Origin of the sequence: Bacillus salacetis (assembly GCF_003581585.1) — a bacterium.
Taxonomy (GTDB): Bacteria; Bacillota; Bacilli; order Bacillales; family Bacillaceae_B; genus Rossellomorea; species Rossellomorea salacetis.
The window spans coordinates 15,574-33,329 of record NZ_QXIR01000044.1 but is presented as its reverse complement, the minus strand read 5'-3'; the positions used below and the strand labels follow the sequence as shown (position 1 = coordinate 33,329).

General features: G+C 43.0%; 21 protein-coding genes. 4 read left to right on the top strand and 17 right to left on the bottom strand.

The window, feature by feature from the left end; all coding sequences use genetic code 11:
• Positions 1-272: 272 nt before the first annotated feature.
• The 4 genes from D3H55_RS21795 to deoD form a co-directional block, all read right to left on the bottom strand.
• Positions 273-1,745, bottom strand: a complete 1,473-nt coding sequence (locus tag D3H55_RS21795) for a lmo1851 family serine protease (protein WP_119549422.1) — start codon at positions 1,743-1,745, stop codon at positions 273-275.
• 157 nt (positions 1,746-1,902) lie between these two features.
• Positions 1,903-2,490 (bottom strand): YitT family protein, encoded by a 588-nt coding sequence (locus tag D3H55_RS21790; protein WP_119549421.1) that lies wholly within the window; start codon positions 2,488-2,490, stop codon positions 1,903-1,905.
• 122 nt (positions 2,491-2,612) lie between these two features.
• A complete protein-coding gene (locus tag D3H55_RS21785) occupies positions 2,613-3,494 on the bottom strand; it encodes a M15 family metallopeptidase (RefSeq protein ID WP_119549427.1) in 882 nt (293 codons plus the stop codon).
• Between the two features lie 149 nt (positions 3,495-3,643).
• Positions 3,644-4,345, bottom strand: coding sequence for a purine-nucleoside phosphorylase (gene deoD / locus D3H55_RS21780; protein ID WP_119549420.1), 702 nt, complete (start codon positions 4,343-4,345; stop codon positions 3,644-3,646).
• Positions 4,346-4,518: 173 nt separating this feature from the next.
• Here deoD and D3H55_RS25320 point away from each other — a divergent pair, with 173 nt between their 5' ends.
• Together D3H55_RS25320 and yoyE are read left to right on the top strand one after the other, a co-directional pair.
• Entirely contained in the window at positions 4,519-4,647 is a 129-nt protein-coding gene (locus D3H55_RS25320) for a hypothetical protein (protein ID WP_276310261.1), read from the top strand.
• 5 nt (positions 4,648-4,652) lie between these two features.
• Positions 4,653-4,796, top strand: a complete 144-nt coding sequence (yoyE, locus tag D3H55_RS24630) for a protein YoyE (protein ID WP_168413217.1) — start codon at positions 4,653-4,655, stop codon at positions 4,794-4,796.
• Positions 4,797-5,117: 321 nt separating this feature from the next.
• On the opposite strand, the gene D3H55_RS21775 is transcribed toward yoyE, so the two are convergent.
• The 3 genes from D3H55_RS21775 to D3H55_RS21765 all read right to left on the bottom strand — a co-directional run bounded on the left by D3H55_RS21775 (position 5,118) and on the right by D3H55_RS21765 (position 7,111).
• The gene (locus D3H55_RS21775) at positions 5,118-5,438 is read right to left on the bottom strand and encodes a YodL domain-containing protein (protein WP_205685518.1); all 321 of its coding nucleotides are present in this window, start codon (positions 5,436-5,438) and stop codon (positions 5,118-5,120) included.
• A gap of 96 nt (positions 5,439-5,534) precedes the next feature.
• A complete protein-coding gene (locus tag D3H55_RS21770) occupies positions 5,535-6,305 on the bottom strand; it encodes a sporulation protein (protein ID WP_119549419.1) in 771 nt (256 codons plus the stop codon).
• 17 nt (positions 6,306-6,322) lie between these two features.
• Positions 6,323-7,111 carry a serine/threonine protein kinase gene (locus tag D3H55_RS21765; RefSeq protein WP_119549418.1) on the bottom strand — a complete coding sequence of 263 codons (789 nt, stop codon included), beginning with the start codon at positions 7,109-7,111 and terminating at the stop codon, positions 6,323-6,325.
• Between the two features lie 242 nt (positions 7,112-7,353).
• Between D3H55_RS21765 and D3H55_RS21760 the strand changes: the two genes are divergently transcribed.
• Positions 7,354-8,436 carry a DUF2515 family protein gene (locus D3H55_RS21760; protein WP_119549417.1) on the top strand — a complete coding sequence of 361 codons (1,083 nt, stop codon included), beginning with the start codon at positions 7,354-7,356 and terminating at the stop codon, positions 8,434-8,436.
• Between the two features lie 289 nt (positions 8,437-8,725).
• On the opposite strand, the gene D3H55_RS21750 is transcribed toward D3H55_RS21760, so the two are convergent.
• A complete protein-coding gene (locus D3H55_RS21750; protein WP_119549415.1) occupies positions 8,726-8,905 on the bottom strand; it encodes a YozD family protein in 180 nt (59 codons plus the stop codon).
• A 146-nt stretch (positions 8,906-9,051) separates the two neighbouring features.
• Between D3H55_RS21750 and D3H55_RS24625 the strand changes: the two genes are divergently transcribed.
• Complete coding sequence (locus D3H55_RS24625) at positions 9,052-9,204, top strand: hypothetical protein (protein ID WP_168413216.1); 153 nt, start codon at positions 9,052-9,054, stop codon at positions 9,202-9,204.
• A 1-nt stretch (position 9,205) separates the two neighbouring features.
• Here D3H55_RS24625 and yodN read toward each other — a convergent pair whose 3' ends face one another.
• From yodN to D3H55_RS21705, 9 genes are all read right to left on the bottom strand, one after another.
• Entirely contained in the window at positions 9,206-9,859 is a 654-nt protein-coding gene (gene yodN / locus D3H55_RS21745; protein ID WP_119549414.1) for a germination protein YodN, read from the bottom strand.
• 426 nt (positions 9,860-10,285) lie between these two features.
• On the bottom strand, positions 10,286-10,507 hold the full coding sequence (locus tag D3H55_RS21740; RefSeq protein ID WP_119549413.1) for a YozE family protein: 222 nt from the start codon (positions 10,505-10,507) through the stop codon (positions 10,286-10,288).
• A 104-nt stretch (positions 10,508-10,611) separates the two neighbouring features.
• Positions 10,612-10,890, bottom strand: coding sequence for a YokU family protein (locus D3H55_RS21735; protein ID WP_168413218.1), 279 nt, complete (start codon positions 10,888-10,890; stop codon positions 10,612-10,614).
• A gap of 1 nt (position 10,891) precedes the next feature.
• Positions 10,892-12,298: a lysine 2,3-aminomutase gene (kamA, locus tag D3H55_RS21730; protein WP_119549425.1), complete on the bottom strand. Its 1,407-nt coding sequence runs from the start codon at positions 12,296-12,298 to the stop codon at positions 10,892-10,894.
• Between the two features lie 136 nt (positions 12,299-12,434).
• Positions 12,435-13,277, bottom strand: a complete 843-nt coding sequence (ablB, locus tag D3H55_RS21725; RefSeq protein WP_119549411.1) for a putative beta-lysine N-acetyltransferase — start codon at positions 13,275-13,277, stop codon at positions 12,435-12,437.
• 30 nt (positions 13,278-13,307) lie between these two features.
• Positions 13,308-14,573, bottom strand: coding sequence for a peptidase (locus tag D3H55_RS21720; protein WP_119549410.1), 1,266 nt, complete (start codon positions 14,571-14,573; stop codon positions 13,308-13,310).
• 415 nt (positions 14,574-14,988) lie between these two features.
• The gene (locus tag D3H55_RS21715) at positions 14,989-15,648 is read right to left on the bottom strand and encodes a 3-oxoacid CoA-transferase subunit B (RefSeq protein WP_119549409.1); all 660 of its coding nucleotides are present in this window, start codon (positions 15,646-15,648) and stop codon (positions 14,989-14,991) included.
• Positions 15,633-16,319, bottom strand: a complete 687-nt coding sequence (locus tag D3H55_RS21710; protein WP_119549408.1) for a CoA transferase subunit A — start codon at positions 16,317-16,319, stop codon at positions 15,633-15,635. The genes D3H55_RS21715 and D3H55_RS21710 overlap by 16 nt, the downstream gene beginning before the upstream one ends.
• A 19-nt stretch (positions 16,320-16,338) precedes the next feature.
• Positions 16,339-17,652 carry an aspartate aminotransferase family protein gene (locus D3H55_RS21705; RefSeq protein WP_119549407.1) on the bottom strand — a complete coding sequence of 438 codons (1,314 nt, stop codon included), beginning with the start codon at positions 17,650-17,652 and terminating at the stop codon, positions 16,339-16,341.
• Positions 17,653-17,756 lie beyond the last annotated feature (104 nt).

Sequence of the window (17,756 nt, the reverse complement as noted above, 5' to 3'; positions counted from 1 at the left end):
GGCGCTCTTCCCTTTTATTCTCGACGGGTTATTTGATCCGGAGGGGCTGGGCGCTGGAGATGTGAGCATTAAATGAAAGCCCCCCTCAGCGCCGTACAGATTGGACCTGGCTTGAGACCCAGGTTACGTTCATACCCGATCTTCCCCGCAGACAAAGCCGGTGAATCTGACCAATGTTCCCATAGTTTCGTACTGGAGCATAAATCCCTCTACTGCATCCATGAAAAAACCGGCTTACAAGGAACCCCTTGCAAACCGGCATTGTACAATTTTTATTTTATTTTCTCAGATAGGACTTCAACAGCTTTATTGACCTGTGTATCGTTCTTTTGGATAAGATTTCTTAAATTATCCATGAGCTTAAGGATACTTTCGCTATTCAAAGTTCCCGTTACTTCAAGGCCTTCCTTTTCTTGAAATGCTTTTACAGCTTCGGTGGTTTTGTCATCAAAGAAACCATCCGCTTTTCCGGTATCATACCCTTCAGCTTTCAGCATTTCTTCAGCCGCTTTAACCTGATCGGATAAGTCTGACTCTTTCAATTCCTTATCAGGATTGATATATGGCAGCTCAGCATATGCCGGAAGCGTAACCTCATGATCAGGTTTAATTCCTTTTTCATGGATCCATGTACCATCAGGCGTCAGCCATTTCGCTGTAGTGAATTTCATGTTTGAACCATCCGTAAAGCCTTCTGATGTCTGTACAGTCCCTTTACCGAATGAATTGACACCTACCAGCGGAATATCAGCAGATTCACTTACTGCCGCTGCAAGGATTTCAGAAGCACTCGCGCTTCCTTTATCAATCAGCACGGTTACAGGAACATCAATTTTCTGCCCGCCTTCAGAAGCGATCTTTTCTTTATTCCCTTCGTTATCTTCCACTTGGAGAAGTACCTCCCCTTCAGGAACAAACAACGAAGAAATTTTGATTGCCTGATCCAGCAGTCCGCCTGGATTCTGGCGCACATCTATGATGAGCCCTTTCATCCCTTCTGCTTTCATCTCTTCCAATGCCTTTGTCAATTCATTGTAAGTATCATCAGAAAAGCTGGTAATCTGGACTTTTGCTATCCCGTTGTCCAGCATCTCTGAGTAAACCGTTTCCAATGGGATTTCATCTCTGGTTATAGTCACCTTCGTCTGTTCATCAGCACCTGGCCGTTGGACTGTCAGTGTCACTTTAGTACCTTTTTCTCCTCTGATTTTGAGAACGGCATCCGTTACACTCAATCCTTGAATGCTTTCTCCATCAACTTCGAGGATCTTATCATTAGGACGCAATCCTGCCTTTTCAGCAGGCGATCCCTTGATCGGTGAAACGATTGTGATATGTCCGTCCTTTTCCTGGATCTCAGCACCTATGCCTTCAAAGGAGGAAGTAATGCTTTCTTCAAATCTTTTAGCTTCATCCTGGTTCATATAATCTGAGTAAGGATCTTCCAGTGATTCAAGCATTCCGTTGATTGCACCGTTGACAAGGTCTTCCTGCTTCAGATCCTTATAATATTGTGTGTTCAAAGCATCATAAGCTTCATATAGCTTCTGGAATTCGTTTCTTTCCTGAACACCCACATTCACTGCTTTCTCGTCCCCAAAAGCTAACGCAAAAGTCGTAATGCCTGCCGTTGCAAAAACTAAAACGAATATTAACATAACAAATTGAAATTTTCGGATGCGTATGAATCCCGAACTGGGCTGTTCTGCGGATTCCTCTGTTTTCTGCTGCTGTTCATTATCCATCAACGTTCACCACTTTCATAGCAAGTCTTGCTAGCATATTTTCCTTAGGATAGCATGTTTCATAAATTCTGAACACTATTTTTAAATCTGATAAAATTCTGCGCTCTAAATCAAGCATGGTAAATTGCACCTTTCTCATTTTATCAGTTTTTAAAATTTATCTAAAGGAAAATCGCTTTCGGTTTTTATTATGAGTTAAAAGGGCTGTAAAAAAACCCACAGTGCTGATTGCAAGAAGGGAATGAAAAAAAGAATAAGCACCTATGAGGACAAATCCTCCAAGGAGCACGGCCGTATCAATGATAAATATGATGATACCCACATTCCAGCCGGTGCTTTTCCCGATAATCTGTGCCAGCAGATCGGTTCCTCCCGCTGCTGCCTCGGCCATAAGCATCAATCCAATACCGACCCCTACGAAGGCTCCGCCCATCAATGCAGCAATAAGGGGAATCATCTGGATACTTTCAGAGAGGGGTTTGAGCATATCAATCAATAATGAGGACAGCCACAGACCGTGTATGCTTTTATAAAATAAGCTGCGGTCAAAGAAAAAAGCCAGCACATAAAGAGGGATGCTCAGGATAACCATCGTAAGGCCGGGTTGAAAATCCAGCCAATAATGGCTGATTAAACCGATTCCAATCATTCCTCCGTCCAAAAAATGCTGAGGGACAAAAAAAGCATTTATCCCTATCGCCACTAAAAGACTGCCAAGGACTATCTGAATGTAAACCTTCATCATTCCTTCTTCCCCCTGCTTTTTGAAGCATGTCCCTCTTAATAACATATATGTAAAAAGCAGAGAATTTATTTGCTTCCATAGAAAAAAGACCTGGAAGGAAAACCTTCCAGGCCTTTGCCAAGCTATATTTTCTTCACATTTGCAAAATATTCTTCGAGTGTCCAGTCATTTTCAAAAATAACCTTTGCCGGTTCTTTCCCGACATAGCGGAAATGCCATGGTTCATATTGATATCCGGTGATATCCTCTTTCCCTTTAGGATATCGAAGAACAAATCCGAATTTATATGAATTTTCCTTTAGCCATTTTCCTTCAGGTGTCTCTTCGAACGGGATGCTTACCTGGAAGTCATTGCTCTTACTGGAAATATCCATTGCAAGGCCTGACTGGTGTTCACTATTACCGGGAGGGGCAACAGCCTTAACAGCCTTTTCTTCCCCGAATTGCTTGATTTCCCGTTTCAATAGCATGTCCTGATACTGATAGGAACGGTATCCGGATATCGCAGTTAAATAAAGTCCATCTTTCTGTGCGGCAGCGAACATTTCTTCAAGTGCCTTTGCTGCTTCTTTCCGGATATACGCTTTTTCAAGATCCTGGCTTCCGAATACAAAGGGCACATCAGGCCTTACAAGATCTGAAGGCTTATAATCACTCAATCCGAATTCTTTATTGACCAGAGCCAAAGTATTCGCTGGATTGGTAATGACCTTTTTTCCTTCTACTGTTTTTACTTCATTGAAAAACTGGGATTCCAGCTGCAATGCAGGAGGAACAACTTCTTCCTCATTCTGATCGGCACTTTCCCCATTTTCCTCAATTTCATCAGCCGCTGATTCCCCATTTTCCTGAGCCTCGTCGATCTGCCCGCTGTCTTCCATTTCATTTTCCTGCTCTTGCGGGGCTGGCTCATCTGAGGAAAACAAATCCTTTGTCCATTCTTCAGCCTGCTGACAGCCCGATAACAGGAGAACAGCAGCCGGGACCAAGAATAATTTCTTCATCTTATCTTTCACCTTCTCTATCTTTGTCTCCATCATCATATCACTTCTTATCCGTTCTGTAATCCAAGTAAACTTTTCCGGCAAAAATCTTTCCGGCTGACATTACAAATAAAAGGCTTGCCGGATCACGGCAAGCCTTTTATTTCCATTTATTTAATTGCAGCCTCCAGAGCTACTTCGATCATATCATTGAATGTTGTCTGTCTTTCCTCTGAAGTGGTTTCTTCACCTGTTAAGATGTGGTCAGAAACGGTTAGGACGGACAATGCATTACGTCCATACTTGGCTGCTAAAGTGTATAGAGCGGATGTTTCCATTTCCAGAGCCAGGATGCCATATTGAGCCCACTTCTCATGTTCGGCATTATCATTATAGAACATATCTGCTGTAAAGACATTTCCGACTTTCAAGTTTAGCCCTTTTGCTTCGCCTGCATCATAAGCTCTTTTTAAAAGTGAAAAATCAGCAGTCGGAGCAAAGTCAATCCCATTGAACGTCAGGCGGTTCATTTGCGAATCGGTTGATGCACTCATTGCCAGAATGACATCGCGAACCTTTACATCCTTTTGGATCGCACCGCAAGTTCCTACGCGGATCAGGTTTTGGACATTATAGCTCTGCATAAGTTCATTAATATAGATGGAGATGGAAGGTACGCCCATACCAGTACCCTGAACTGAAACCCTTTTCCCTTTATATGTACCAGTGTAACCGAACATGTTTCTTACTTCGTTATAGCAGACCGGATTTTCCAAGAATGTTTCCGCGATGTATTTCGCACGCAAAGGGTCGCCGGGGAGCAGGACCGTTTCTGCAATTTCATTTTCTTTTGCACCAATATGTATACTCATTGTAAATTCCTCCTGTTTATCTTTTAACGAATTTTGCCCATACCTTAGGATTACTTCTTCATCCCAAGGCTATGCATGAACATTGTAAGCCTTTTTACCAATTCATGCAACGTGTTGATAACAAGGATAACAATGAACGAAGTGGCAAAACTAATCGTTAAGGAGGGATTATCATGGCTAATGAAAAAATGAGCAAAAAACTTCGCCAGGCAGTGGAATATGCCAACAACACGAATCCATCTTCACGTTCCAGAAATCAGCCAAACTCTTCTAAGACAGAAAGATTCAACAGCGGGAGGTAACTGCTTTGGGAAAAAAACATAGAGCGCGAATCAATGCTCCAAAGAAGAACAATCATATACCACCGGAAGCAATCGTCGCGGAACACGAAGCGCATAACAAAGAACACTCTGGCCGTAAACGGAAAAACGGTCCTGGCCATAACGAATAAATTTATGTGGGAGAGCTGTTTTTTCAGCTCTCTTTTCCCAGCTTGATAAATGTATCCATTCATGCAGAATTCTTTTCTTCAACTTTGCTGTTAATAAAAAGAATCCGTACCAAATCAACTTAAAATCCCTTAAAGATAGAACCTCGTTAAGCCTGGGATCGATGAATCAGGGAATATTTTTTGAAGGCAGCAATTAATACCAATAACCAAGCCAGTCCCACCCCAGCAAAAGCCATCTTTTCAAGGACATCACGCTTTTATTCCCAGCAAAAACACAGTCCTATAAAGTAAAAACCCAGCCACAAAAGCCGGGGTATACAATCATCTGATAATTACTCTATTTACTTCATTCCATCCTCCCGGTTCAAGCCGGAAATAGAAATGCCCTCTTCTTCCCTCATCAATAAAGACAATATCCCCAGTGGTGATATAGCGTCCATAATAATCATTTGGCATTGTATCCGGAACATTGAATAAGCGGAAAGTCTGATCGAGAGCTTCCATTTTGGTCTGGGCAGGAATGGCCATTCGATATACTTTTTTGTAGCCTTTCCTCTGGCCGAAATCAGGTGTCTGAAATATAGTGACGTCAAAGGTCTTCGTATAGGATTTTGGACGAATGATTTTTTCAAGCAATGCCATAAGAACCCCTCCGTTCGGTTTGTTCTTATAGAATTAGCTCTTGTCCTTGTCGAATCCTTCATCAAAAAAAGACTGCTTTTGTCGAAGTAGAAAATTTCAGGAAAAACGGTCTAACATTTTTGTGATTTTTTCGTCAATCGACGGAATTTCAGCAGCAGAAATAGCCAATTTTACCATGGACTCATCCATTTCCAGGGCCTCGGCAAGAAAACCACCAAATCCTCTGGCCTTGCGGTCTACTTCTAATAAAACGTCAACAGAATTTAATCGCTGATTCGTGAATATAACCTCCAATTCATCCAGCCTGCTTCTATAAGTTCCTGTTACCGGTATAAACTCAAATTCCTGGACAAATGGATTTTTGCCTCTTAAATGGCGCGGTGCCTGTTCACAATCAGCTTTTCTGAGTTTAAATCCCAGCCTTCCTAAGGAGGCGAATATCGAATTCATCATTTCATTTGGGGAAATCTCGAGATAATCTTTATCATTCGGATCCACAGCATTCTTTATATCCAATCCAGTTGCCACCCACACTCTGGTGTTGCCGACAGTCACAGGAGTGTCGAAAGGAAGTTCGAAGCTTACTGGGAACTGCTTCAACTCATTAGCCTTGATGACAAAGGGTTCAGATATCTGCACCTTCTCGATGCAAGCGCTGTCCGTATATTTTTTATCATCAGATTCCCTGATATAGGTTGTATACAGCTTTAAATAGATAGAATCGATTTCCTGCTCAATATTGCCGCCTTTCACTTCCACTATGCCAGAGACTCTTTCCCCAGCCGAGTATCGGTTTTTTTCCAGCTTTGTATCCACGGAAGCTGCACCAATTCCAACAGATGCAAATACCTTATTAAAAAATGACATCATGGATCCTTCCTTTACTATTGAATTTTTTGGGCTGCACTTTCAAGTGACTGCACTAATGTGGTGGAATCCTCATATGGCTTTTCAATTTGCAGCAATTTACGGATAATTCCCTTTGTCGGCTCTGACAGCTGCAATTCCTCTTCCCAGCTTTTTTCTTTCTTCTCTTCACTCTCATAGGAAGAGTACAGAAGGAAGAGCAGGAAGTGTCCCAAAGCATAATAATCAGCATGGATACTTTTCTCGCGCATATAGTCTTTATGTTTAAGCATTGTCCTGCCTTCACTTTCAATATTCGCTGCAAGCCCGAAATCAATTATTCTCAATGTACTGCCATCCAGCAAAATATTGGGGATCCGTAAGTCCCTGTGAACGATCCCAGTTTCATGAATTATTTTGACAAGCTTCACTAATTCTTTGACTATATGCAGGGATTCTCTTTCGTCAAAGGATTTTCCTTTTTCAAAGATAAGTTGATCGAAGGTTTTTCCTTCAAAGTATTCCATGACAAAATATGGGACTTTCTTATGGTTGCCGAATGCCATCAGCTTGGGAAAGTGAGGGCTGTCAAGTTTCCTCAGTACATCTGCTTCCCAATTCAATAATTTCCCGCTTTGGTCTATCAGCTGTTTATAGGGCCTTAGCTTTTTCAGGACTGCAAGTCTTCCATCCGTTCCTTCTCTGACCAGATAAGCAGTCCCATAACTGCCTTTCCCTAATAGGGATATGACAATATAATCATCAATCCTGGTCCCGGCATTCCACTCTTTTTCAAAGAAATTGACCGTTTCTCTCCAGACCCCCATTTAAGTCAGCTGCTGAAGAAGCTGGAGAAGCTGCTTTTATGCTTTTTTTTGTAGTGGTGGTGGCCATAGTGCTTATGTTTATGAGATTTATGATGCTTCCAGGCATCACTGGATGAATAATATTTTTTGTGCGTTTTACTTTTCAATAAATGTTTAATCATTTTTTTCAGCAAGGTTACTCCTCCTTTGTATTTATTACGGAGCACTCAAGTGGAAAGTTTCAATTTTTGAGGTGATATTGTATGTTTTTATCTTTCATTCAAGAATTCCTCCGCCTAAAAGATCAATCCATTCCGCTATTGACAGAAAGAGAAATCAGGAAAATCAATACACTGATTCTTAGTAAGAGCTCCCCTCCCCTTGCCATTTTGCCGGAAGAGAGGGAATTGATTCAGGAAATCAAGGCGGAAACGAAACAGAAAAACCAAAATAACATAACCAGGACCATGGCTTATTTGGACTACTATCAGGAAAATCAGGAAATTGAATGGTCTTTCCTTGCCCATATGGTTTCGCGAAATGCCGGTTATCACATGACAGATTTAAAAGCTCATTTCCTCCCCTCCTTCCTAAAGGAAACTGAAGCCCGTCACTTTTTCTTGTTTCTGGAAAAAGCAAATGCTTTTATATTTCATGATGCTTATCCGCAGCTCCTTCTTTATAAGAAAAGTGTTGAAAAACAAAAATCCTTATTCCACTTGCTTCCAGCCTTCGGAGTTTCCCGCACGATGTCTGTCTTCTGGGAACGATTCTGGAAGCAAGGGGACACACTGGAAATGACACTGGCCTTAATAATAAATGAACAAAGTATGATCCAAAAAAGGTTGGTTTCCAAAATAAAAGAGAACAAGTACCAATATGAAAAGGTCTTATTTTTATTGCAAGACAGACTGGAACTGACTACCGTATTCTTTCCTTATAAGAAAAGAGAAACAAGCGCTGGAGCCTTTTCATTGGCAGGCAGCAGTGTTTCTCATTTTGAAAGCACCAAGAAGCGAGTAGATATCGGCAAAAAGCTTTATGCCATTTTATTCAAGAATAAAAAGGTACTTCGTTCTTCATTCAATTTTGCTAAAAATACTCCTCATACTGGATCTCGCAGCGATTACTGGCCGGATAGTTATTCACCGCTTAACAGTGATGGCAGGAAAGTATTCAGTCCCTTCCTGTCCAGTGCCTGGCAGAACCATGAACATACTTTCATCCATGAGGAATGGGCCGGCCGCCATACGCTAAAAAACATCGATGCACTCAAAACACTTTCCATTCCCGCGCATTTTGACGTTACAACCCATGCAAAAATAATGGTAAAGCTTTCCTCATAGTTAAAGACTGTCTTCGCATATATTGTTGCTTACGGAAAAATCCCAGGTGCCGGATTTTTCCCCTGTATACAAGGGGGAACTTCGGAAAAAAAACGAGCAGCTCTTTTCTTTCCTTCTCACCGGGGGTTTCTACGACGATATACCAGGATTTTATTTGAAATTTATATTGAATAGCAACAAAGTTTACGAAAAGAGCCTAGTTAAAAGAAATATCAACTTAAATCAGGCTTCCCGTCGGGGAAGCCTGATTCATGTGTATGTAGCAGAGACATTACTGTCTCATGTGTAATTAATAATCATCATCGTTCGGTTCTTCGTCGATAATGCATTTTTCAATAAGGTATTCAAACGTAATATCAGCGATTTCCTCTAGTTCCTCTTCTGAGGGTACATACCCTCTGCGGACAAGCTCCTGAAAGAAAAATTCTGCAATTTCTTCCGTATCGATAAACACTTCGATTTCACGCATAGTATCGCCCCCTTGTACTTCAATCTATGAAAATCAAAAGAAAGTTATGCAACTTGAAAAAACTTTTCATATCCCTGTTTGGACAAGCATAAAGTGAGGATACAAAGCTGTTAAAGCTTGTTCAATGAATCAGGAGGAGAGATAAAATGGAAACAGTCAAAACACTGAAAAGTTTCTTGGAAGAAGATATCATGAATGATGGTGGAATGATAATTAAGGGAATGGAACGCTTGCTGAGCTGGATGCTGAAAGCCTTTTTCATTTTGAGCTTTCCAGTGTTCCTCATCTGTTTGCTTTAACTCAGTCTTTCCCAATGACATCAGAGTTCAAGCCTAAATGGCTCTTCAGCTGATCGACGATGCTATTCATTTTGCGCTTGTATTTTTTGTCATTGAATAGATAATATAAGGCTTTATAATCGTTATAATGGTCCAGAAGCCGGTCGACATAATTATCATCTTGATATCGCGGAGAGGGTAACACGGCCTGATTTTTTTTTGCAGGGAGCATGATACCATATTTTTTGATATAGGTTTCAGCTTGGTCGTAATCCGCTATAAGAGTCAATTCATCTTCATCGGCCTCAAGCCATTCTCCGTCAGTAATCCTGGTCAACTCGTAAATAACATCTTCCCAGGAATCTTCTTTATATCTCCAAATTTCAGTGCGGAATCCTACTATCTTAAAAATATCCTGATCGTAGCCTTTTACCTTTACCAGGTCGCCGAACAGAAATTTATACTCAATATCAATCTGCTCCTGTTCAAGCAAATAGCCGTCATATTCATCCAGCAGCCTTAAGCAGTCTTCTTTGAATAACCCTTCACTTTCATTGACTTCGTACAGGTATTCTCCCTCTAACAGCTTAATATTTGTCACCTTTCCGACAGTACCATAGATAGTTACCACCACAGTGTCCCCTGTGTTGAATTTCGGCAGTTTCCGCTTGCCCATCTTCTCCCCTCCCCTTAAGTTTATTTGTTATTATCATATGCAGACCGTGAAATAACGCTCATAAAGGAAGCCTATAAAGGAGTTAATTTTTATTAAAGACTGCTTTCGGAAAAACCCCAGGTGCCGGATTTTTCCCCTCTATTCAAAGGTGTTACTATCGAAAAAGAACGAGCCGCTCTTTTCTTTCCTGCTCACCGGGGTTGTGACGATGATTTACCAGGATAGTCTTTAAAATTGACATTGAATAGCAGCAAGGTTTACGAAAAAAGCCTTTATATAAAGCGGAAAGCTCAGCGGCGTGAGGGATGGACCGGCCCCGCAGGAGATGTATGGAACACAACGAAAGATAATGAGATGATATGGGCAGATCCCAACACAGGTCATAAGCAATAGTAAAAGCCGCCTGGATGCCCAGACGGCTTTTAACTATTTTTCTTCAATTAAATACCTTTCCCACGCGTCATCGAATACTCTCATGCTTTCGAGATAATGGCCGTTCAATTCCAAATAGGAACTGACTTCGTTATACTCCTCTGCCTGCTTGGGAAAAGCCAGGTCATCATACACACTATTTGCAAAAGCTGTGAGCTCATCCCGATCGGTGGGTTGACGATATTTCATCAAAAAATGGTAAAATGATCTTCTCATTATTATCTCCTGCCCTGTGAAAACTATTGGATCATAAACTGGTGTCTATAAAGGTTATGCATTGTTTAAGAATACAAAATCAAAAGGGCGGCGTAAAGACCTGTTTAATCAAAACGGAAATAATTCCGCTTTAATTTCCGCTCGATCTTCATTAACTCACCATATGAAACCTTATCATTCAACTGTTTCGTATCAATAAGCATCAGCTGGTCTTCGATTTCAATTGTAACCGCTTCCTCCGTGAACACAATCCCGCAGCTTTTGCAAAAAACTTGGGGTGTCCCTGAAATCTCAATAGCCTGTGAGCCATCCGGAAGTTCCCAATGGACCGGTCCGCTGCTTCTATATGCTTGTTGTTCCCCGCACCATGTACATTCAAACATCTCATTCATCCGCTGACTCTGCCTTTTCCATCTTTTTCAATTGAGCCTGATATTTTTTCTCCTTCAATGAATCTCTCTTTTCACGGAAATCCTTCAACGACTTATGCTCAGGATTCGTTACGTAGTTCTTCCTTCGATTCAGTCTGTTCAAGCCTTCAGGAACCAATGAAGATTTTGATTCGTTCAGCAGGCCGTTGATGCCTATTTCTGATTTGAAAGCTTCAGTTGGATAAATTAAGTTGAAATAATCATCGGCTTTGCCTGCTGTATAATTTTCCGGCTCCGGGTAAGTGGTAATGACCCCTTCGAAATTACGCAAAACAACTTTATCCGCACCTTGCGAGATTAGATAATTCGGCTGGAGTGCAATCTTGCCTCCGCCTCCTGGCGCATCCACCACAAATGTCGGGACTGCATAACCGGATGTATGGCCTCGCAGCCCTTCAATTATCTCAAGCCCTTTTGACACCGGCGCCCTGAAGTGGCCTATCCCCTCAGACAAGTCACATTGATAGATGTAGTAAGGGCGCACCCGGATTTTCACAAGATCATGCATAAGTTTCTTCATGATCGGTACACTGTCATTGATTCCTGCAAGGATGACAGCCTGATTACCAACCGGCACACCTGCGTCTGCCAGCATTTCACATGCCCTCTTTGATTCTTCTGTGATTTCTATTGAGGTGTTGAAGTGAGTATTCAACCAGACTGGATGATATTTCTTCAATATCTTGCATAGATTATCTGTAATTCTCTGAGGAAATACCACCGGTGCCCTTGTACCGATCCGGATAATTTCTACATGCGGAATTTCCCGCAGACTTTTTAGAATATACTCGAGAATTTTGTCATTGATCAAAAGCCCATCCCCGCCGGATAGGAGAACATCCCTTACTTGCGGTGTTTCGCGAATATAATTGATGGCTTCATCCAGCTGCTTTTTAGGGACCCCCATACCAATTTGTCCCGAAAAGCGTCTCCTGGTGCAATAACGGCAATACATTGAACATTGATTCGTAACGAGGAAGAGAACCCTGTCAGGATATCTATGAGTCAAACCGGGTACTGGGGAATCTTCGTCTTCATGAAGCGGATCTTCCATATCGTATTTTGTTTTTTGAATTTCTTTCCCAATCGGCACTGATTGCATCCTGATGGGACAGCGGTCATCCTTTTCGTTCATAAGCCAGGCATAATAAGGCGTAATATTGAGAGGGATCGTTTTGGTGGATATCCTGACCCCTTCTTCTTCCTCAGGTGTTAAATCGATCACTTTTTTCAAGTCATCCAATGTCCTGATTGTATTCGTCAATTGCCAAATCCAGTCATTCCACTGTTCTTCGCTGACATCTTTCCATACTTCTATGTCCTTCCAATGTCTCTTAGGTTTGTAATGATCATTCAACATTAAAGGCACCAACCCTTCTCCATCATTTCACTAGACTGACAGCACTATCAATTAACAAGTATTCAGTTTTCAGTTACTTCCAGACTATGATGGGCGAGGAAAAATGGTCTCTTGTTTTTCAGCTGTAAGAAATATATCAGTCATCTTGGCTTAAATCCTTCCACCAGACGTTCATATCTTCAATCTTGTCATAGATATAGCAGTTGTTGACCAGCCTTCCCCCATAACGGTATCCCAGCTGTTTGAATGCTGCATTCATGCCAAAGGAAAGTGACCTTGCTATCGTATACACGCAGTATATTTGCTGTTGCGATAGCTCCTCTTCCAAACCGCTGAGCAGCTGCTTCATCAATCCGCTTCCTCTGTAGGAAGGAAGTGTAGCACAATCCGTCAATTCAGCATTCCCCTGCACTGTATCAATTTCCGCTGAGGCAGCGCTTATAATTTCTTTGTCCTTTTCGATGTAAAGAAAAACCGTTCCACTTGCCATTGAACTTCGGACGTATTCCGTTTTTTGCAGAGGCACCGGATAAACCTCGAATATCTTTTCATACAGTGAAGCCAGCCTCTCGGCATCCTCCGGTCCCGCTTTGTGAATCTTGAATTTATAAAGCGGGTTCGCCGTCTCTTGTTTCAGCAGCCGGACATCAGAGTATATCTTTTCAGCTTTTTCCCAATAGGAGGAGTTCTTTCTGGCCATTGTCTTGAACCGTGACATGAAAAATAAGTCACCGCCATTGAAGAACCCTTTTATCACTGCTTCAAGCTCAAACCCCTTTTCCAGGAAGAACTGGAGATGCTCACCCCTGGCCTTGATAATGACTTTATGAATTGAACCATCACTGGCCGCTTGTTCAATCAGGCTTGTGACCTCTTCAAGATTCCCTGCATATTTATCAATTCTGATTCTCGCATTGAAAGGGTCATAAAAGATTGTCAGCTTCGCTCTGTCTCCTGTAACTCGTTTGATTTCCTGCATGCTCCCCCTGCTTTCTTTCACTTAACGCTATTACTGATACTCAACTTCACACCATTTGATTACGGCAGATGCAATGACTTCAGCTGATTGAAGAATTTTGCGCACCTCAATAAATTCATTGGCATCATGCGCTGATTCAGTTGTTCCCGGCCCAAAAATGATTACAGGAATATTCCCTCCCTTTGAAAGGATGCCCCCGTCCGTCCCCCAAGGTGAGGCTTCAATCACTGGAGGGGAATCGAAAACCTCCAAGTACGCTTCACTGACTGCTTCCATAAAAGGGTGATCACTTTCAATGCTTCCCGGCTGCCACCTTCCTCCAAACCACTCTAAGGTGACCGGATGATCCTCAAACCATCTATCCTTCTCTGAAAGTCCTTCTAGGCAATATTGCAATTCTTTCTCTACACCTTCCATCGTTTCATGAGGACCCACACCTATCCTTCCCTCAATCACCGCAAGATCCGGAACGGAAGATGGCCACTTTCCACTTTCGAATTTCCCGATATTGATCGGGAAAGGGATTGGAATATTTCCATAAAGCGGATCCAGCACGTTTTCATTTCTCTTTTTCTCAAGATCCTGCAGTCGCTTTACTACTTCCAGACCCTTTTCAATGGCATTCACTCCCTCATATCTTGTTCCTCCATGCGCCTGTTTACCTTTCACCAAGATTCTGAACCACATGGAACCCTGCTGCTTTGGAAACAGCTTTAAATTGGTCGGTTCGGGAATAATGGCTCCATCAGCTGTATACCCTCTCAATAAGGCTGCCAAGGTTCCAGCACCACCGCTTTCTTCTTCTATCACACTTTGAAAAATGATATCGCCCTTCAGCAGGACACCGGTTGCTTTCAGAGCTTCAATGGCCAGCAGCAGAGCGACAGTTCCTCCTTTCATGTCCGTCGCCCCTCTGCCGAACACCTTCCCATTCCTATGCACACCGCTGAATGGGTCTACATTCCAGGCGGCTTCATCTCCTTCCGGGACAACGTCAATATGTCCATTCAGGATGATGGATCTTCCTCCTCCTTGGCCTTTTAATACACCGATCACATTGGGATTTCCTGAAAAATCATCCCTATCACAGCGGTAGAATGGGTGATTCATAATATCCTTTTTTTGTATCTCCCAAATATCCAGCTGGAGACCGATCTCCCTGCACTTTTCAATGATGACTGCCTGCGCCTTCGATTCCTGGCCCCTCACACTCTTTTCCTGAATAAGCTTTTGCAGTAGCCGGACAGCTTGTGTTTCCTGACTGTATATCCATTCTTTGACCGCAGTATTGTCCATTTTCTTCACTTCCTTTTCTTTAAGTGAATTTTGGAAACACAACGAACAGAGTGATTGGAAGTTTTCTTATAGCTGAGTTATCCCCTGAAGTCCGCCAGCTGCTGCGCCTCCAACTATTATGCCGGATTTTGTCTGACCCGCCAGCTTGGCAGGAGACAGCCCGGTGTCTGCTTCCATTTAAGCTTTTAGAGCCTCCGCTCATATGAAAGGAGTACATCCTTTTCAAATGCCCATAATAATTTGCAGTTATTAAATATAAATAAAAAATCCCACCGGCCTTGCTGCGATGGCCGCTGTATTCAGGAAGGACTGCCGCTTTCCTGGGGAACGCCTTAGTTTCCACTCGATATTTCCGTACCAGAAAATGGTCAAAAGCAAAAGTTTGGGAAAAAAATAAACTAACATAGAGATGCAGTTAAATCATCCGGACGCTTTCTGAAGAAACAAATTCTGCTTCTGTATTTTTCTTTATATCATCTAATGAATATGGTTTGAATATCTCTGTCAATACCAGTCTATTTTTCTTAATTTGAAAGACTCCCATGTTGGTGATGATGACATCCACACAGGTTTTTGCTGTAAGGGGCAGAGTACAGTTGTTCACCAGCTTGCTTTTCCCATAGTTATCACAATGAGCCATCACAACGATCACCTTTTTAGTTTTCATTGCCAATTCCGTGGCGCCCCCCATGCCCGGCACTTTCTTCCCCGGGATGATCCAGTTGGCAAGGTCTCCTTTTTGACTTACTTCCAGTGCCCCTAGGATGGTAAGGTCGAGCAGTCCCCTTCTGATGATGCTGAAAGCAATGGAACTGTCACAATAGCACCCGCCGATTTCGAGGGTAACTGGAAAGCCGCCCGCATTGCAAAGATTCTCATCCTCTTCTCCGGCAGCAGGTGATTTTCCGATTCCGAGGATGCCGTTCTCCGCATGGAAGGTGATACCTGAAAGTCCTTTGAGATGGTTGGGGACAAGGGAAGGGATACCGATTCCTAAATTAACGATCATGCCATCCTCTATTTCCATCGCTGCTCTTGCAGCCATTTTGTTTTTTTCCTCTACTCCCAAGCCCACTTCCAACCCACTCCTTCAGACTGAACGATTTTATCCACGAATACGCCAGGGGTAACAATTTCTTCGGGATCCAGACTTCCCGGCTCCACGATTTCCTCAACTTCGGCAATCGTGATATCAGCTGCCATGGCAACAAGCGGATTGGTATTTCTGGCGCTTTTATCGTATACAAGATTCCCGTTTGTATCGGCTTTTCTGGCAAAGATAATTCCTACTTCAGCGGTGAGAGCTGTCTCTACCAAATAATTCGATCCATGCAGATTCAATATGGTCTTCCCTTTATTTAAGTGGGGATCTTCCAGGCCGACATCAGTTACAATCCCTTTCAGGCCGCTCCCCCCGGCCCTGATCCTTTCTGCCAGGATACCTTGAGGAGAAAACTCCACTTCAAGCCTGCCTTCACTCATCAAGCTCCCTGCTACAGGATTGCTACCAATATGGGATGCAATCACTTTGACTGCCCTGCCACCTGAAACAATCTGTCCGATCCCGATAGAAGGAAACCCTGTATCATTTCCAATCAATGTAAGGTCTCTGATGTCCCACTGAAGAATGCGGCTGATAAGGGTTGGGGGAGAACCCACTCCCCCGAATCCCCCAAACATCAATGTCATCCCGTTATGGAAATACTCTTTGACCTCATCATAACTGCTGACCTTTTGTCTCCCCATACTTTTCCCTTCCTTCTTTTCATAAGCGGGATAATCCTTCAAAGGTCTTATTCAACCGGCCGATAAGCTCATCAAGTTCTTCAGGAGATGTTGTCAGAGGCGGGGCAATCAAAACCGCTGATCCGCTTCTTCCATCCAGCCCTGCTGCTGCAGGGTACAGGAGAAGGCCCTCCTTTTTCGCTCCTTCAACTACCAAAGAGGTGAAAGCTGAGTCAATGGCTTTCCCCTTAGTATCACCTGAGAACTCTATGCCGATCATCAGACCTTTTCCGCGTATATCCCCAATAAAGGGATAATCCTTCTTTAAGCTGTTTAACTTTTTCCTTAGGTATTCGCCTTTCTCTTCTACACCCTCTATCAGCTTTTCCGATTTAATGAGCTTGAGGACAGCCAGGGCCGCTGCACTGGAAAGAGGGTTTGCGCTAAAGGTGTGTCCACTCATGATCACTTGGGTTCCTTCCATGATCGGCTTCAGTACTTCTTCCGAGATCAGCGTTGCAGCAATGGGGGCATAACCTGCACTCAGGCCCTTTCCAAGAACTGCAATATCCGCTTGGACACCCCATTGTTCCATGGCCAAAAAAGTCCCGGTTCGTCCGCACCCAGTCATCACTTCATCGGATATCAGCAATATCTCATATTTATCACAAATATCCTTGATGATTTGAAAGTATTCTTTTGGTGCGTCAATCGCCCCGCCCGCTGCCCCTATGACAGGCTCTGCAATAAATGCTGCAATATTTCCTTCCCCAATTCTTCTGATGACTGTTTCAAGCTGCCTTGCACAATGGACGTCGCATTCAGGGTACTTCTTTCCATATGGACATCTGTAACAATAGGGAGGTTCGATTGCCGGCCAGTCCCCGACTAACGAATCAAACCGCTCCCTCCTTACCGGATGCCCTGATGCTGATAATGCCCCGAAAGTTATCCCGTGGTAGCTTAACCAGCGGGAAATGACTCTTCGTTTCGCGGTTTTTCCTTTTTCCTGCCAATGCTGTATGGCGATTTTCACCGCAGTTTCTACAGCTTCTGAACCGCTGTTAACAAGAAAGCACCATTCCAGGCCGGTCTCTTGAGAAAGCAGGTCTGCAAGCTGTTCGCTCGGCTCGTTGGTGAATTGAGAGCGATAAACGAATGAGACCTGCTGTCCCTGCCTATAAATGGCTTGCAGTATTTCTTCGATTCCATGTCCGATATTGGCCGTCACGGCGCCAGAACATGCATCTAAGTACTCTACCCCAGCTTTGTCATACAAAAATATGCCTTTACCATAATCAATTTCAGGATAATGTTCCAAAAGCATCGGCTTGATCAAGTGAGAATGAGGCATGAGGCACCCTCCTGGTCTAAGTGGAGTTCTACTCTTATTTAATACTTATGTAAAGATATGAGAATCTTTCTTGAAGAAAGGAAGAACATGAAAAAAGACCGATT

Coding starts and splice junctions, on each gene's coding strand:
- D3H55_RS21795 (WP_119549422.1), bottom strand. CDS start 1,745: ATGGATAATGAACAGCAGCAGAAAACAGAGGAATCCGCAGAACAGCCC.
- D3H55_RS21790 (WP_119549421.1), bottom strand. CDS start 2,490: ATGATGAAGGTTTACATTCAGATAGTCCTTGGCAGTCTTTTAGTGGCG.
- D3H55_RS21785 (WP_119549427.1), bottom strand. CDS start 3,494: ATGAAGAAATTATTCTTGGTCCCGGCTGCTGTTCTCCTGTTATCGGGC.
- deoD (WP_119549420.1), bottom strand. CDS start 4,345: ATGAGTATACATATTGGTGCAAAAGAAAATGAAATTGCAGAAACGGTC.
- D3H55_RS25320 (WP_276310261.1), top strand. CDS start 4,519: ATGGCTAATGAAAAAATGAGCAAAAAACTTCGCCAGGCAGTGGAATAT.
- D3H55_RS21775 (WP_205685518.1), bottom strand. CDS start 5,438: ATGGCATTGCTTGAAAAAATCATTCGTCCAAAATCCTATACGAAGACC.
- D3H55_RS21770 (WP_119549419.1), bottom strand. CDS start 6,305: ATGTCATTTTTTAATAAGGTATTTGCATCTGTTGGAATTGGTGCAGCT.
- D3H55_RS21765 (WP_119549418.1), bottom strand. CDS start 7,111: ATGGGGGTCTGGAGAGAAACGGTCAATTTCTTTGAAAAAGAGTGGAAT.
- D3H55_RS21760 (WP_119549417.1), top strand. CDS start 7,354: ATGTTTTTATCTTTCATTCAAGAATTCCTCCGCCTAAAAGATCAATCC.
- D3H55_RS21750 (WP_119549415.1), bottom strand. CDS start 8,905: ATGCGTGAAATCGAAGTGTTTATCGATACGGAAGAAATTGCAGAATTT.
- D3H55_RS24625 (WP_168413216.1), top strand. CDS start 9,052: ATGGAAACAGTCAAAACACTGAAAAGTTTCTTGGAAGAAGATATCATG.
- yodN (WP_119549414.1), bottom strand. CDS start 9,859: ATGGGCAAGCGGAAACTGCCGAAATTCAACACAGGGGACACTGTGGTG.
- D3H55_RS21740 (WP_119549413.1), bottom strand. CDS start 10,507: ATGAGAAGATCATTTTACCATTTTTTGATGAAATATCGTCAACCCACC.
- D3H55_RS21735 (WP_168413218.1), bottom strand. CDS start 10,890: ATGTTTGAATGTACATGGTGCGGGGAACAACAAGCATATAGAAGCAGC.
- kamA (WP_119549425.1), bottom strand. CDS start 12,298: ATGTTGAATGATCATTACAAACCTAAGAGACATTGGAAGGACATAGAA.
- ablB (WP_119549411.1), bottom strand. CDS start 13,277: ATGCAGGAAATCAAACGAGTTACAGGAGACAGAGCGAAGCTGACAATC.
- D3H55_RS21720 (WP_119549410.1), bottom strand. CDS start 14,573: ATGGACAATACTGCGGTCAAAGAATGGATATACAGTCAGGAAACACAA.
- D3H55_RS21710 (WP_119549408.1), bottom strand. CDS start 16,319: ATGGGGAGACAAAAGGTCAGCAGTTATGATGAGGTCAAAGAGTATTTC.
- D3H55_RS21705 (WP_119549407.1), bottom strand. CDS start 17,652: ATGCCTCATTCTCACTTGATCAAGCCGATGCTTTTGGAACATTATCCT.